15 protein-coding genes are annotated in these 15,422 nt (G+C 37.7%); 7 read left to right on the top strand and 8 right to left on the bottom strand.

The annotated features are described in order from the left end of the window. Positions 1-8: 8 nt before the first annotated feature. The 5 genes from LQ227_RS13200 to LQ227_RS13180 all read right to left on the bottom strand — a co-directional run bounded on the left by LQ227_RS13200 (position 9) and on the right by LQ227_RS13180 (position 4,830). Positions 9-1,358 (bottom strand): alpha/beta fold hydrolase, encoded by a 1,350-nt coding sequence (locus LQ227_RS13200; RefSeq protein ID WP_230144765.1) that lies wholly within the window; start codon positions 1,356-1,358, stop codon positions 9-11. 260 nt (positions 1,359-1,618) lie between these two features. Then, on the bottom strand, positions 1,619-2,251 hold the full coding sequence (locus tag LQ227_RS13195) for an RDD family protein (protein ID WP_230149610.1): 633 nt from the start codon (positions 2,249-2,251) through the stop codon (positions 1,619-1,621). 185 nt (positions 2,252-2,436) lie between these two features. Continuing rightward, positions 2,437-3,420, bottom strand: coding sequence for a LiaI-LiaF-like domain-containing protein (locus LQ227_RS13190; RefSeq protein WP_230144763.1), 984 nt, complete (start codon positions 3,418-3,420; stop codon positions 2,437-2,439). Positions 3,421-3,425: 5 nt separating this feature from the next. Next, complete coding sequence (locus tag LQ227_RS13185) at positions 3,426-4,121, bottom strand: PspC domain-containing protein (protein ID WP_230149608.1); 696 nt, start codon at positions 4,119-4,121, stop codon at positions 3,426-3,428. Between the two features lie 19 nt (positions 4,122-4,140). After that, positions 4,141-4,830, bottom strand: coding sequence for an SDR family oxidoreductase (locus LQ227_RS13180; protein ID WP_230144761.1), 690 nt, complete (start codon positions 4,828-4,830; stop codon positions 4,141-4,143). A 147-nt stretch (positions 4,831-4,977) separates the two neighbouring features. Here LQ227_RS13180 and LQ227_RS13175 point away from each other — a divergent pair, with 147 nt between their 5' ends. The 7 genes from LQ227_RS13175 to msrA all read left to right on the top strand — a co-directional run bounded on the left by LQ227_RS13175 (position 4,978) and on the right by msrA (position 10,016). Next, on the top strand, positions 4,978-5,712 hold the full coding sequence (locus LQ227_RS13175) for an ABC transporter permease (RefSeq protein ID WP_057932019.1): 735 nt from the start codon (positions 4,978-4,980) through the stop codon (positions 5,710-5,712). Next, positions 5,712-6,464 (top strand): ABC transporter ATP-binding protein, encoded by a 753-nt coding sequence (locus tag LQ227_RS13170; RefSeq protein WP_057932020.1) that lies wholly within the window; start codon positions 5,712-5,714, stop codon positions 6,462-6,464. The genes LQ227_RS13175 and LQ227_RS13170 overlap by 1 nt, the downstream gene beginning before the upstream one ends. Positions 6,465-6,488: 24 nt before the next feature. After that, positions 6,489-6,731: a DUF2281 domain-containing protein gene (locus tag LQ227_RS13165; RefSeq protein ID WP_230144760.1), complete on the top strand. Its 243-nt coding sequence runs from the start codon at positions 6,489-6,491 to the stop codon at positions 6,729-6,731. After that, positions 6,731-7,114: a type II toxin-antitoxin system VapC family toxin gene (locus tag LQ227_RS13160; protein WP_230144759.1), complete on the top strand. Its 384-nt coding sequence runs from the start codon at positions 6,731-6,733 to the stop codon at positions 7,112-7,114. The genes LQ227_RS13165 and LQ227_RS13160 overlap by 1 nt, the downstream gene beginning before the upstream one ends. Before the next feature lie 4 nt (positions 7,115-7,118). Beyond that, positions 7,119-8,000: a class I SAM-dependent methyltransferase gene (locus LQ227_RS13155; RefSeq protein ID WP_193420498.1), complete on the top strand. Its 882-nt coding sequence runs from the start codon at positions 7,119-7,121 to the stop codon at positions 7,998-8,000. A 97-nt stretch (positions 8,001-8,097) separates the two neighbouring features. Then, on the top strand, positions 8,098-9,147 hold the full coding sequence (locus LQ227_RS13150) for a hypothetical protein (RefSeq protein WP_230144758.1): 1,050 nt from the start codon (positions 8,098-8,100) through the stop codon (positions 9,145-9,147). A gap of 326 nt (positions 9,148-9,473) precedes the next feature. Next, positions 9,474-10,016, top strand: coding sequence for a peptide-methionine (S)-S-oxide reductase MsrA (gene msrA, locus LQ227_RS13145; RefSeq protein ID WP_230144757.1), 543 nt, complete (start codon positions 9,474-9,476; stop codon positions 10,014-10,016). On the opposite strand, the gene LQ227_RS13140 is transcribed toward msrA, so the two are convergent. The 3 genes from LQ227_RS13140 to LQ227_RS13130 all read right to left on the bottom strand — a co-directional run bounded on the left by LQ227_RS13140 (position 10,017) and on the right by LQ227_RS13130 (position 15,037). Then, positions 10,017-11,105 (bottom strand): acyl-CoA dehydrogenase, encoded by a 1,089-nt coding sequence (locus tag LQ227_RS13140; protein ID WP_230144756.1) that lies wholly within the window; start codon positions 11,103-11,105, stop codon positions 10,017-10,019. It abuts the gene before it with no gap. Between the two features lie 30 nt (positions 11,106-11,135). Then, a complete protein-coding gene (gene pnuC / locus LQ227_RS13135) occupies positions 11,136-11,756 on the bottom strand; it encodes a nicotinamide riboside transporter PnuC (RefSeq protein ID WP_230144755.1) in 621 nt (206 codons plus the stop codon). Between the two features lie 353 nt (positions 11,757-12,109). Next, the gene (locus tag LQ227_RS13130; RefSeq protein ID WP_230149606.1) at positions 12,110-15,037 is read right to left on the bottom strand and encodes a DNA gyrase/topoisomerase IV subunit A; all 2,928 of its coding nucleotides are present in this window, start codon (positions 15,035-15,037) and stop codon (positions 12,110-12,112) included. Positions 15,038-15,422: the final 385 nt, after the last annotated feature.

Here is a 15,422-nt window from a genome sequence, read left to right as displayed (position 1 = left end):
ATTGTTTTTTATTCATCCAAAAACAAAAGTACCTTGGTATTAAATTCGGAAACCATTTCTACAGGCACATAATGCGAAGCGCCCTTAAAAATAAACAGTTGTGATTTAGAGATATTAGCCGCAATAAATTTAGTGTGCTTCTCTAAAATCATATCCTTCTCACCTGCCATTACCAAAACTGGTGCTTTAATCTTCTTCAGGTCAAAAGCAGTAATATGCGGTTCGGTAAGCAACATGGTAAATAACCTAACCTGATACTTAGATTTAACATCTTGTCTGGTTTTCAAACTTTCAATTGCTTTGCTAACCTCTTCTAAAGTACTGGCCGAAACTGCTTCATTTGGGTTTGTACATGCTCCGGTAACCGCGAGTTTCTTTATATATGTAGGATATTTAGCCGCCATGATCAACCCCGTATTTCCGCCGTCGCTCCAACCTAAAATATTGGTTTTTCGGATATGTAAAGAGTCAAGTAATGTTTTCATATCCTCAGCGTAGAGGTCATATGAAAGTGGCTGAGTACTAGAATCGGTACTTTTCCCTTGTCCACGGGTATCTACAGCAATAACCTTATAAATTTTTGAGAATGCTTTAATCTGTTTTTTAAAAACGCTGATCGATTGGCTGTTTCCATGCAATAATAACAGGGGTTCGCCTCTTCCATAGGTTTCATAATACAATTCGGCATCCTTTACTTTCACTTTACCTGATGCCGCTGTATTGTTTCCATAATTAATTAGTTGTGGACCATTGGGATTATAATCTGTTTTAATTTTTGCCTGACTGATATCTACACCATCAATCAATATTTGAATATCATCAACCCATAGCTTACCTGTGCCGTAAAGCGCTGGAAAAAGGTAAATTTTTGAGGCCTCTTTATGAAGCGATAATTTCAGGCGGTATAGCTGCCATTCTTTTGTGCCTTTAATTTTGGTGGTCAATAAATTCGTATATTGTAGCATGCCATTGTCCTCGTCTTCAATCCAGAAAGGAAAATCTACATACTTATCTACGTTTTCTAATTTCATATAGAATTTAATTTCGATTTCGCTCCCCTCATATTTCGCCGGAAGAATAAGCTTTGAAAAATCATAAGCCGATTTTATTTTTTCATCAACTTTTGCAATTAACAACGCGTATTTGCCATCATGTTTTTCAGTAGAATCTATTGCGACTTTGTAGCCGCTACCCGAAGTACCTAAACTCCACCCCTCCAGAAGTTTTGTTCCTGGTTTTAACTTTTCAAAACCTAAATTATACTCATCCTTTGCATATTTTAATGAGTCTGATGAGGTTTGGCAAAAAGATATAAGTTGATAAAAAACAAAAAATGTGGTGAGAAGGATACGTAGCATGTTAGATTAATTTTACTAAAACTAATCAATAGAATAATAGCTTAATTCTTATTTAACATCTTTTAACTGAAAGCAGAAATTGAAATTGGTTTATTTTTTAGCGGTAAGTGGGTTTGGCATCATTGCACAGACCCAAGTTTCATAAACGGGATGGCAGCGGCATCCTTTGGCTGTAAGCCTGAGCTTAGTCTAAGGAAAGTCAAAGATATAGCGTACAGCCCGAGTAACAAAAATAGTTGTATTGACTTTGCTTTTCTAACTTATATCAACCTATCCTTTATCACCAACGTATTGGCTGCAATATCGTGCCAACACTGGTTTTTCTTATTGAGGAAACTGTATAAATAGCCAAAGAAAACAGGAATTACAGATAAGATTTTAGAAAAATTCCTCACCAGGGAAATACCAAAAGAAACCCGGCTACCTTCTAAATCGGTTACTTTGATATTGAGCAGCTTTTTACCAATGGTAGCCTGACTTTTAGATGCCTCGGCAATACTGCCATAAATGAGCTTAATGATAAATATGGATGGAAATGGGATTAGAAAAGCCATAATCCGCTGGTCTTTGCCTTCGATAAAAATATAGCTCGTTAAAATAATGATGCTATATATTCCAAAAATAATAAAATGATCAATCACTGATGCCAACAGCCTTTGATCGAAAGCGGCAAAATATTGGGGTGCTGTTTTTTGATAACTAAAACCCAAAAGCTCACGCAATTCGGGAATTGCGTGAGCTTCTTTATAATCGTCCATTCCGGGTTTACGTATAAAAGTATTCGCACTGATGTTTAAATCTTTCAGTTCGGCTAAACTATACGGCCCTTGTGGCTTTCCATTAATTACAACTACGTATTCTTTATCAGGATTCATTGGATTATAAGATTTCAAGATCAGCGTTTTATAAAGTTAGACCGACTAAAGCCTTATACCCTCCACCTTAAAACCTTCTGCCTTTATATCAGGGATTCATTGATTGGATCAGGATGATGAGATTTTAGATTGTAAGATCGGCATTTTACAAAAGTTAGACCGACTAAAGCCTTACACCCTCCACCTTAAAACCTTCCACCTCCCTAGTATCTGCTTACTTCAAAGTTACTCAATCCGCCATCTAAATTAATAAAGATTTTTTTGGTTGAGGTTTTATAGTTTGACGTTTCGTAAACACCATCGCTCAATTTCTCAAAACCATCGAAATCTTTAGCTGATAAACCTGTTTTGGTTTTAATTCGGCAGCCTGAATTGGTAGGCACCTTAATTTTAACATCGGCCACGCCAGATTTCACAATTACGTCGGTTATTGGCAATAAATCTCCGAATTTAATATCCAAAGCTGCTGCTCCACCATCAAAGCGGAAGGTACGCACTTTGTAATTGGCAAAATCAAAGTTTGCTTCGCCAGCGCCCAGTTTCATTAAAATATCCCAGTTGGCTTCTTTATTCAATTTAAAGTTAACATCGTTACCACCATCACCAAAATTCCATTTACTCTTTTTATCATCCATTTGGAAAGTAAGTACGGTGGCGCTATCGGTAAGCAATTTCTTTAAAGAGAAGTTACCATGTCTTTTCTTTATGTCGGCATTAATCAACTCGGTTGTTTCACCATCGAGATTAAATGAAATGCCACCTCCGGAAATATTTAGTACTGTTTTTTTGGCATTATCTGCAGCTACAAATGGCTCAGATAAACTTAAGTGATTATATGAGGTATCACTATCGTTATCATCATCGTCGTTGTCGCCATCATTATGGTCGATATTAACATCGATATCTTTTTTGAAATGGTGTCCCCACCAGTTACCACGCTCGGGCACTTGCTGTCCTTTGTAAAAAAGGAACGACAAAGCCACTACTAAAACGCCAATAGAAATGATACTGCCAGTTTGCGAGTTGTTTTTATTGAACAGGATATTTAAACCTGCTATAATTAAGAACACTGGCCAAAAGCTCCAAACGTTGCGCCAATAAAAGTTGATTACACCAAAGTTTTCGAGTAGAAGTACACCGCCAATAAAAAGCAGGATAATACCCCAAATTAATCTATCTAATTTCATTTTATTTATACTTGAGGGTTAGCGGATGTTGAATTGTCATCTTTGTTAACTGGTGCTGTAGGTTCATTTTCTACAATGGTTTCAGAAAAATCAGCTGTTTTTTGTTGTTCAGCCTCCTGTTGGTTCTGAAAAGCAGCCCAGTCATTCTTCCTTTTTGATTTAGCAATGATACTTACACCTAAGGCAATAAATATCAATGGCCACATGTACTTGAATAAATTGTGGATACTAAACCAGTCGGGTATAAAATCCATTTCGCGTATCAGGAAAAAACATCCTATCACTAGCAATACCAATCCGCCTATGGTGCGGCCAGTATCGTTAGATTTATTGAATTTGTCGAAATTCGGCTGTGTTTCGAAAGGTGTTTTTTGTCCACCATCAACAGGTTGTGTCCAATTCTGGTTTCCCTGGTTCGCAGATCCCGCAAAAGGATCGGCAGTCCCAAAGGGTTGTGCATTTGGGTTTTGCTTGCCAAAGTAATCGTTAAATTTAGAAAATCTTGCTGCCGGATCATTATTAACCGGAACAATAATCCACATTATTATATAGGCAACTAAGCCACCCCCAGCCATAAATATAGCCGATAATGCAAACAATAATCTAATTATGGTAACCTCCACCTGCATATAATCTGCAAGTCCCGAAGCTACACCAGCAATCATCTTATCGTGTTCGTTTCTAAAAAGCTTCTTTTCCATAACGTTGTTCATTTTGTGTTTAAAAATCAAGCGGAGTAATCAAAACCTCGTCTACATTTACCCCTTTACTTAAGTTTAAAATGGTAAACAAAGTTTCTGCAATATCTTCAGGCTGTACAAATTTTTCATCCGGAATTGTTGTTCCTTCCCAGGATGAAGTTTTAGTAGAGCCCGGCAAAAATGCAGTTACTTTAACATTGTGAGGCGCTAACTCTTGCCGCAATACATGATTAAGACTTAACATCGCTGCTTTTGTTACACTATAACTGCCTCCATTTTTCACAGGTGCTTTACTGGCCACCGAACAGATGTTGAATATATGGCCTCGCTTGGCTGAACGCATTTTTTTTCCAAAAAATTTACTGATGTAATAACAGGCATTTGTATTTATGTGCTGCTGTTTTTCGAAGGTTTCGTCATCCTCATCGAGCATGCTGCCAGGCAAAAAGATCCCCACATTATTTACTAAAACATCTACTTGATCAAGATTTATAGCAGTCGAATTTAAAAAAGCATACACCTCTTCTTTAACTGAACAATCTGCTACCTGGATAAAAATAGCATTCCCATAAGGAGTTAATTCCTGTCGAAGCCTGTCGAGTTCATCTAAACCCCTTGCTACCAAAACTAAATCGTACCCATTTTGGGCTAATTTAGTCGCAATAGCTCTACCAATTCCTTTAGTTGCTCCGGTTATTACAGCTTTCATTTATTTATGGTTTAATTTTTGTTAACAAAAAACCATATTTATATTCAAAACCACGAATATTTTTACAATTAGCAAAGTGCTCCAAATTTTTATTGTTTCTTTGTAGTAGTATAGAACGATCATTTAAATTAAGCAAATATATACGGAATGAATTTTACCAATTTCGGCAGATACATCCTGCTACTCAAGTCTGTATTCAGAAGGCCGGAAAAACTGAAAATATACCTAAAAGAAATCGCCAAACAAATGGATTATGTTGGTGTAGGCTCTTTAGGTTTAATCGCTATCATCTCTACTTTTATTGGTGCAGTAATGACGCTACAAATTGCTTTCCAGCTGGTTAGTGATTTTATTCCAAAAACAATTATCGGTTCTGTAAACCGCGACTCGAGTATATTAGAGTTAAGCCCAACCATTAGTGCAATTGTACTGGCAGGAAAAATCGGATCGGCCATTTCATCAGAAATTGGTTCGATGCGTGTTACTGAACAGATTGACGCTTTAGAAATTATGGGTATAAATGCACCTGGCTACCTCATCCTTCCTAAAATTATTTCGGGCATAACCATGGTACCCATGCTGGTAATCATTTCTATGTTTTTAAGTATTACCGGTGGATATATTGGCGGTTCTATTTCGGGTGCTGTTACTCCTGCAGAATATATTCAAGGTATAACAACTGATTTTAATCCTTACACCATCACAGTTGCTTTGGTAAAGGCATTTGTATTTGGTTTCATTATTACATCAGTTCCAGCTTACGAAGGTTTTTACGTTCGTGGTGGTGCTTTAGAAGTTTCGCAGGCCAGTACAAGAGCAGTTGTAATTAGCTGTATCTCTATTCTTGTTTGCGATTATTTAGTTACTCAACTTTTATTGTAATGATCGAAATTAAAGATATTTATAAATCTTTCTCCGGAAATGATGTATTACAAGGCATTTCTGGAAAGTTTGAAGAAGGTGTAACCAATTTAATTATCGGTGGTTCCGGATCAGGAAAAACAACTTTATTGAAATGCATGGTTGGTTTGCATCAGCCAGATTCAGGTTCGGTATTGTACGATGGCCGCGATTTTACACCGATGACCTACGAGCAGCGGATTGAGGTGCGTAAAGAAATTGGCATGTTGTTTCAAGGCTCTGCCCTGTTCGATAGTATGACTGTTGAAGAAAACATCATGTTTCCCTTAAACATGTTTACTGATCAGAGCAGAAAAGAAAAGCTTGAAAGAGTTGATTTTTGTTTGGAAAGGGTAAACCTTGCAGGTAAAAACAAATTATTCCCGGCAGAATTATCGGGAGGAATGAAAAAACGTGTAGGTATTGCACGTGCCATTTCTATGAACCCTAAGTATTTATTCTGTGATGAGCCGAACTCAGGTTTAGATCCAAAAACTTCCATTGTAATTGATGAATTGATTCAGGAAATTACCGAAGAATACAAAACCACTACTATTGTAGTAACACACGATATGAACTCAGTTATGGGTATTGGCGATTATATTTTGTTCTTACACGAAGGAAAAAAATTCTGGGAAGGCAGCAACAAAGAAATTGCCCATACTGATATCCAAGAATTGAACGATTTCGTATTTGCCAGCCGCTTCATGAAGGCAGCAAAAGATAAGTTTTAAGAAAATTCTTATATTTGTTTAGTTATGACAACGGCTACAAAAAATATCATTCACAAATTGGAAACCTTACCAGAAAGCATGGTAAATGAGGTAGAAGATTTTATTGATTTTTTAAAAGCTAAACATTCGAAGAGCTTTCCTAAATCAGCAAGTGAAAAAGCAAATGTTGTTGAAGAACCAAAAAGCTTATATGGCGCTGCAAAAGGTTTATTTATCATCCCTAAAGATTTTAATGATCCAATAGACGATTTAAAAGATTATATGTAATGCGTCTTTTACTCGATACGCATATTTTCATTTCATTAATTAATGAAGATCATAATCTTGATCAGTCAACAATAAACAGCATTATTGATTCTGAAAATGAAAAATTTATAAGCATTGCCAGTTTATGGGAAATCATTATAAAGCTTAACATAGGAAAACTGATTGTTACCAGAAACCTAGAAGAGATGTATGAGGTAATAAGCAATTTCAGTATATCAGTATTGAATATCCAAAAACAACATCTTGACGAGTATTTAGCGTTACCGTTGATCCACAGAGACCCATTTGACAGATTGATTATTGCACAGGCATTAGCAGACAAGCTCACTTTGATCACTGACGATCAATACATTATAAATTACCCAAATTTAAAGTTATTTTAAATACATGATACAATTACTTGCCCCAACCCACTGGAAAGATTATGAACTGATTGATTGCGGGGATTTTGAAAAATTAGAACGTTTTGGAAATGTAACCCTTATCCGTCCCGAACCTCAGGCGGTATGGAAAAAAACATATTCAGAGCAAGATTGGAAAAAAACAGCAAACATTACTTTCAGAGGCCGTTCAGCTACTTCTGGCGAATGGGTAAAGAAAAATCAATCTATTCCTGATCGTTGGCATGTAGAATATAAAAATGATGAAGTGGCCATTAAACTCCGCTTAGGTTTAACTTCTTTTAAACACGTGGGCGTATTCCCTGAGCAGGCAGTAAACTGGGATTTCATCTCTTCATCTATTAAAAAATTTAAAACGCCACAGCCTAAAGTTTTAAATCTTTTCGCCTACACCGGTGCGGCATCACTAATTGCCAATGCAGCAGGTGCTGAAACTACGCACGTAGATTCGATTAAACAGGTAGTTACCTGGGCAAACGAAAACCAAGAGCTTTCGGGGTTGAAAGATACCCGTTGGATGGTAGAGGATGCCTTAAAGTTTGTAAAAAAAGAATTAAAAAGAGGCAAAAAATACAACGGAATCATTTTAGATCCTCCTGCTTACGGCCATGGCCCTAATGGCGAAAAATGGAAATTGGAAGATCATATCCAGGAAATGATGCAGGATGTGGTACAACTACTGGATGAAAAAGAACACTTCTTAATCCTAAATACTTATTCATTAGGGTTTTCGTCGGTAATTGTAGAAAACCTTATCCGTACCTCATTCCCATCAGTTAAAAACCTCGAAACTGGAGAACTTTTTCTACAGGCTACTTCGGGCATTAAATTGCCATTGGGGGTTTTTGGCAAATTCTGTAATGTGTAAATGTTGATTACTTTATTTTAAACTACGAGATTTCCACCCTACTTTCATCAAAACAGATTCGGAAACTGTCTAAACTTTAATTATCTATATAATATCTATGAAATTTCCTCAATTAGCAGGCACACTAATACTTGGTTTTGCCGCAATCAGCTTATTTGCCAACTGTAATTCAGACGGTAAGAGCAGTGGCGGTATCGGTAAAATCTTCTCTTCTGATTCAACTAAAAAGAAAACGGACTCGACGGTAAACGTAATGAAACCGGTTGATCCAAAGCTTTACGATTCGTTGGTAAAAAAACTGGCAAACGGAGATACTACCGGAAGATGGCCAGTAAAAAAACAACCATATCCTTTGGCGGGAGCCATTTTACCTTTTAAACGCATAGTTGTTTATTATGGAAACCTGCATTCGAAAAAAATGGGTGCGCTTGGCGAATATGCGCCTAAAGAAATGTGGAAACGTTTAAATGCTGAGGTTAAACATTGGGAAAAGGCTGATCCCTCTACCCCTGTACAACCAGGATTACACTATATTGCTGCAGTAGCAAGTGGAACACCGGGGAAAGATGGAAAATACATCAACAGAATGGGCAATAAACAGATTGATTCTGTTTTGAAAATTGCCAAAATGCAACCCAATACCATTGTATTTTTAGATCTTCAGGTAGCTTTAAGTACCATAAAAGCAGAGTTACCTCACATCGCAAAATACCTGGAATTGCCATACGTTCATTTAGGTATCGACCCTGAATTTTCAATGAAAGACGGAACATTGCCAGGCAAAAAGATAGGCACCTATGATGCTGCCGATATTAATTATGTAACCGGATATTTAGCAGATATTGTTAAAAAACACAATTTACCTCCAAAAGTATTTGTATTGCACCGTTTTACGAAGAAGATGGTAACCAATTCTCCGAGTATCAAATTACGTCCAGAAGTGCAGGTTGTAATGCATATGGATGGATGGGGCGAGCCTGAATTAAAAAAAGGCACCTACCGCCATTTTATACAAGGCGAACCTGTACAGTTTACCGGCTTTAAATTGTTTTACAAAAATGATCTAAAGAAAGATCCGAAGCGTTTGATGACTCCAGAAGAGCTGTTAAAGCTTACACCAAAACCGATATATATTCAATATCAATAAAAGTAGAAGCCTGTAATTACGATTACAGGCTTTTTTGTTTTCATGCTATATAGGATACATTTTGTGATGTATTTATCAATTCCATTTAGTTAAGTTTTTTAATCACAGATACACAAAGATTCTATATCTGTGTGCATCCTTTTTTATCTGCTGTTAATTAAGACTACCTAATCCTAAGGACATTGAAGTATTTACCCTAAAGCGCTGTCTAACAGCATCTCCTTAAAACTTATAGGAATAATCGGTGTCCGACCAATCTTTAATATCAAAAAAATGTCTTTTTTTGATTGATCTAAAAATTGGAATAGATTTTATATACGTAGGATATGCAAACAGCAACATTTGGCGGCGGCTGCTTTTGGTGCACCGAAGCCGTTTTTCAGACGTTAAATGGAGTAAGCCAGGTTACATCAGGCTATATGGGGGGAGATTTAAAGCATCCTACCTATATGGAAATTTGTAACGGCGATACCGGACACGCAGAAGTAATTAGAATCTCATTCGATGAAAGTGTTATTTCGTTCAATGAGCTTTTATTGGTATTCTTTAAAACCCATAATCCAACAACTTTAAATAGACAGGGTAATGATGTTGGCACGCAATACCGCTCGGTGGTTTTTTATGAAAATGAAGATCAGAAAAAACAGACGGAGAAAATGATCGAAGATTTAACCCAACAACATATTTTCGATAAGCCCATTGCGACAGAAGTTTCTCCTATAGCCGAATTTTATGAAGCTGAAGATTATCATCAAAACTATTTTAACAATAATCAGGGGAAACCTTATTGTGCATTTGTGATACAACCTAAACTTAATAAGTTTGCTACTGATTTTAAAGATAAAATTAAACCAGCGCTTTTGGAATAATTAAATTTCGAAAGTAAGTAAAGCGTGTTGGCTCGCTGTATGAATATCTCTCCAAACCCTATTAATTTCTGATTCCTTTTTTGCAGCCTCCAAGCCACAGTATGGGAATAATGTAGCTGCCGATTTCCAACAGGCATGGGCCAATTTACGACTGATTGAACTCACCTCCATTAAGGTATCCTCATCAATTTCGCCATCATCCATTAATTGATTCCAGGACTCCTCAAACGCATGGTAGAATTTTGTACGAAGATTTAGTACTTCTTCTTTACAACGGTTAAGTTCGTTGTTGAAAAACAAAATTTGCGCTTCATTATATCTCCCCAATCCAGAACGTGAATAAAAAGATTGCTCTACCAGTTTAATAAAATGATTGGTCATCCCTAAACTATTTACTGTTAACGTGGTTTCTGCGAGCTGTAAAAAGGGATAATCAAAGCCAGAATCTGCCACTTCGATATGCTGGTTAATTTTAAAGGTCCTATTTTCGTCGACGTTTAAATCACAGACTTCAAAAGCATGACTGCCCGTTGCAATTAAACCAAAGTAAGACCATCCGGGTAAAATATTTACTTCCTCCTTTTTAAGGATAAATGATTTTATTTCAGGTTCTCCATTTTCATCTAAAATATCATCACCATTTTCGTTTTTAAGCGTGCAGTTGGCTGTAAATATAGTGGCGTGCAATGCCCCACTGGCATAGCTCCATTTTCCATTAAGCAGATATCCACTTTGCGTTTTAATGGCCACCCCACCAACGGCACCACTCCCGGCAAAACAAACTTCACGATCAGCAAAAATCTCTGCAGCCAGTTCAGGATTTAGAAACCCGGCAAACCAGCCTGCACCGGCGCAAAGTGTAATGGTCCAACCTAAACTTCCATCAGCTTCAGCCAATTCTTCTTCCAATCTTAAAATTTCAGGAAGTTTTTTGTTTGGTCCGCCATAAATTTCGGGTACAAAAAGCTTAAACCAGTTTTCCTGATAGGCAAGTTCTAAAATTTCGGGATGAAGTTTTCCCATTTCTTCAGAAATTGCTGCATAAGCTTTTACTTTTTCCTGCCAGGTGATGGTTAATGTTTCTTGCATGATTATTTTTTACTTTGTGTAGGAAAGCAACTAAGCCAGTTTGAGTCTGCTTTTGTCAATGATCTTCTTCCAGTCTAAAAACCCAAATATGGCTACAGTGAACAAAAACGTAGTTAAACAGGCCATAAGTGGAAGCTTTTTATGAAACAGCAACGGAATGGCCACAATATTAGAAATGTTCAGGAATATCCAGTTTTCTATTTTACGCTTGGCCAACAGCCACATACCTGCCCATGCCGTTGAAGATACAAAGGCATCAAAAACTGGCACATCCGAATCGGTATAATGCCTCAATACAAGGTAAAGGACACCGAAACCAATCACAGAAATTAAAACAGCAATGGTTAATTCTTTATTGCTCGACCATGAAACCTGATTTTCTCCCTCCTGTTTTCTTTTCTTCCAGATTATCCATCCGTAAACGCTCATCACCAAATAATAAATGCTCAGCAAGGTTTCTGCATACAGCTTTACATTTAAGAGTAGAAACATCGATAACAGGATCGAAATTATTCCTGTTGGATAAAGCCAGATACTATTCTTCTTCGCCAATAAAACTTCAGATACCCCAAAACCCACAGCCAACCATTCGATTAATGAGGTGTGTAAAATCTGCTCCTGAAAAAGCCTAAACCAATCTTGAAAATTCATTTACAATAATTTGCCTTCTGGCCGGTAAAATAATTAGATACCGTTTTCGGGGCGAAACAGTTTTGTAAATTTTAACCTCTTCCTACGGCGGCATTACCCGCATCAGGTTCATTAGAAGGTGTAAGGTTTGAGGTATAGGGTGTAAGGTTAAACCCTATACCTTAAACCTTTTGGCTTAAACCTCTAAATGGGTATAATCTCAGCAAATTGATGGCAACAGACATTGCAACATCAAAAGCACCCCTTTGAGCAAGGCAAATATAGGTTTAAAAATGAAATGTTTTGATTGAAATGTGAAGAGTTGTCAACTTTCTTGCTACCAGGCCATTAAAGTTGACAACTCTCAAATCTATTTAGAACAACCCTAACTGTCCTTTGTCATCAATATCGATATCGTCAGGATTAGTGATCTCGAAATCTATCTTTTTGGCAGGTTTTTCTTCTGCTTCGGGTTTATCTCCGGTTTTAACTTCTTTTTTAACAGGTTCGGCTTCTGGCTTAGACTTTTCTACTAATGGCTTTTCTACAGTAACAGGTTTTTCTTTTACCTCTGGTTTTTCTGGCTTAACCACAGGCACTTCTTGAGGTTCTTCTTTGCGTTCGAATTTTGGTTTTGGCTGCGCTACAACAGGTTTGTCTATTACCTCTTCCGGCACTTCTGGTTCTGTTACGGTTTCCTCGTTCGCAATTGCTTTTTCGTTTGTAACCACCTCATCTAGTGGTTCTTCAGCACCCTCTTCCTCGTCAATTGTTGCTTCCTCAACCGCCTCAATTTCTATCTCAGGCTCTTCTAATACTACTTTTTGAACATCGTGGGGTGACAGTCTATTGCCATTTGCTTTTAGTCCTTTAACGTCAATCAGTTCTGCTAAGGTTAAATCCAATGTTTCCGGAATTTGGGTTTTACCCTTTAAAACATCAACAATAATTTTTGCTCCCGGATTTGATGTAAGGAACAGCAACCTTGATTTCTGCTCCTCACTAATGAAAATGGTTTTCCTACCATTAGCTTGCAGTTCGAATGCAAAACGTTTAATAAAATAATTTTGTGCTTTACCTTCAAAATGGACCGCGGCAAAAATCTTTTCCGGATCAAACTTCTGGATCAAGATCAGGCCATCATCAAAGTGGTTACTCAATTCGAAAGAACTTAACTCATAGAAGCCATCCTTGTGTACCTGTAAAATGCGGTCGTCGCCATCAAATTCGCCCAGGTATTTTCCGCGACCATCAACATTTAAGCGTTTTAATAAATCATCGTACCAGATTTTTAGTCCTGATAAAGTAGAAACTCCTTTGCTCTTCAGAATGATTTTCTTAACCGGATATTTAGAAATGATATTCCCCTGTGAGCCACGTCCTTTAATGGCCACTTCTGCAAAATCCTGATCGAACTGAAGCTTGCGCAATTTAGAATGCGGTTTTAATGCAACATTCACTACTTCAGCCTCACCATTAGGGTTGGCGGTAAAATATAAAACCTTCGAGCCTTTCGATCCCTTGGTTAAATCGTATTCTTTATCACGTGTTACGCCAACTACGGCAAACCTTTTAATATAGGAAGTACCACTTGCACCGTCTTTATAAACCATATTGTAAATGGTGCGCTCATCGTTTTTCTTAAATACCTGTGCGTGTATAATATTTTTACCCACGAAGGTTTTTTCGGCAACTTTGGTGATGATGCATTTACCATCCTCACGGAAAACAATTACCTCATCAATATCCGAACAATCGGCAACATGTTTATCTTTCCTTAATCCTGATCCTGTCCCAATAAAACCATCTTCTGCATTCATGTACAGTTTCACATTCGCCAATGCAACTTTTGAAGCTTCTACGCGATCGAACAAACGGATTTCGGTTTTACGTTCTCTTCCTTTTCCGTATTTATCTTTCAGTTTCTGGTACCAGGCAATGGCATAATCGGTAAGGTGTTTTAAATGATTTTTAACCACTTTAATTTCATCTTCCAGATTTTTCATCTGCTCATCGGCCTTTTTCACATCAAAACGAGTGATGCTACTCATTGGCTTATCAATCAGCTTCTTAAAATCCTCAGGTAAAATTTCGCGGTAAAGCGATGGCTTAAACGGATCAAATAAAATGTGTAATACCTCAACTACGGTATCAAAATTGGTTGAGTTTTCATATTCAGGATTTTTGTACATCCCCTCCTGAATAAATATTTTAAGTAAAGAACTAAAGAAAATCTTTTCCTGCAACTCGTGCAAGCGGATCTCCAACTCTCTTTTTAATAAATTTTTAGTGTGTTTTGTATTTTCAATCAGGATATCGTTTACACTCAAAAAGAGTGGCTTATCCCCTTGAATAATACAGGTATTTGGCGAAATAGACACCTCACAAGCGGTAAAAGCATATAGTGCGTCAATGGTTACATCAGGCGAAATACCTGGTGCCAGGTGCACTACAATTTCTACATTAGCCGCGGTATTATCCTCAATCTTTTTAATCTTGATTTTGCCTTTATCATTGGCCGATAAAATACTATCAATAACAGAGCCCGTTGTGGTACTGAACGGGACTTCGGTAATCACTAAAGTCTTTTTATCCTTCTCGGTTATTTTTGCGCGCACGCGGATTTTACCTCCACGCTGCCCTTCATTATAATTCGAGAAATCGGCCATACCGCCCGTAAAGAAATCGGGCAATATATTCGGCCGCACACCTTTCAGCGCTTCTATCGAGGCATCCAGCAATTCGATAAAATTGTGCGGCATTACCTTGGTAGCCAAACCCACGGCAATCCCCTCAGCACCTTGTGCCAATAACAAAGGGAATTTAACCGGTAAAGTTATTGGCTCGTTATTACGCCCGTCATAACTTAACTGCCACTCGGTCGTATCAGGGTTAAACACCACATCGTTGGCAAATTTTGATAAACGTGCCTCGATATAACGTGGTGCCGCAGCACTATCGCCAGTAATCGGATCGCCCCAGTTACCCTGCATATCAATCAATAAATCTTTTTGACCGATCTGCACCATCGCATCGCCAATAGATGCATCACCGTGCGGGTGATATTTCATGGTGTTACCAATTACATTCGCCGCCTTATTAAAACGTCCATCATCCATCTCCTTAAGCGAGTGCATAATACGCCGTTGAACAGGCTTTAGCCCATCGTTGATATGCGGAACTGCCCTATCGAGAATTACATAAGACGCATAATCGAGAAACCAGTTTTCGTATAAACCGTTGATTGGGGTTATGGTATGTTTGTGCTCTTCGTTTACGTTTTGATCTAATTCTTCACTCATTTATTTACAAAAATTGGCAGCCGTAAATATAATAAAAATGATTCCATAGAATGAAGAGAGGTTATTCACATTTCGAGATGGGAAATTTGTTTTTAATGACCTGACGATTTATGTATTGGCCACGGAGGCACGGAAATCACGGAGTATATTTCGCCATCTCGACCGTAGCGGAGAGATCTTTAAATTCAAATTAAACAATTTCATCCTATCGGCAGGTGTCTCACCTGCCGAAATCTAAATTTATTTGTGTTGATTTGGAAAGCAGGGTTCCGTAGGTTTTGTTTAATGTTTCCTCCGGCTTTCCGATGCGATCTTTTTTGCCCTCCAGCTCGGCCCAAGGCAGCAAAAAAGGATCTCCTCTTCAATCCGGTTCAGAAAAATAGTT

This window comes from Pedobacter sp. Bi27, assembly GCF_918698255.1.
Classification (GTDB): Bacteria; Bacteroidota; Bacteroidia; order Sphingobacteriales; family Sphingobacteriaceae; genus Pedobacter.
The sequence above is the reverse complement of the archived record's forward strand: the minus strand, read 5'-3'. Positions and strand labels throughout refer to the sequence as shown.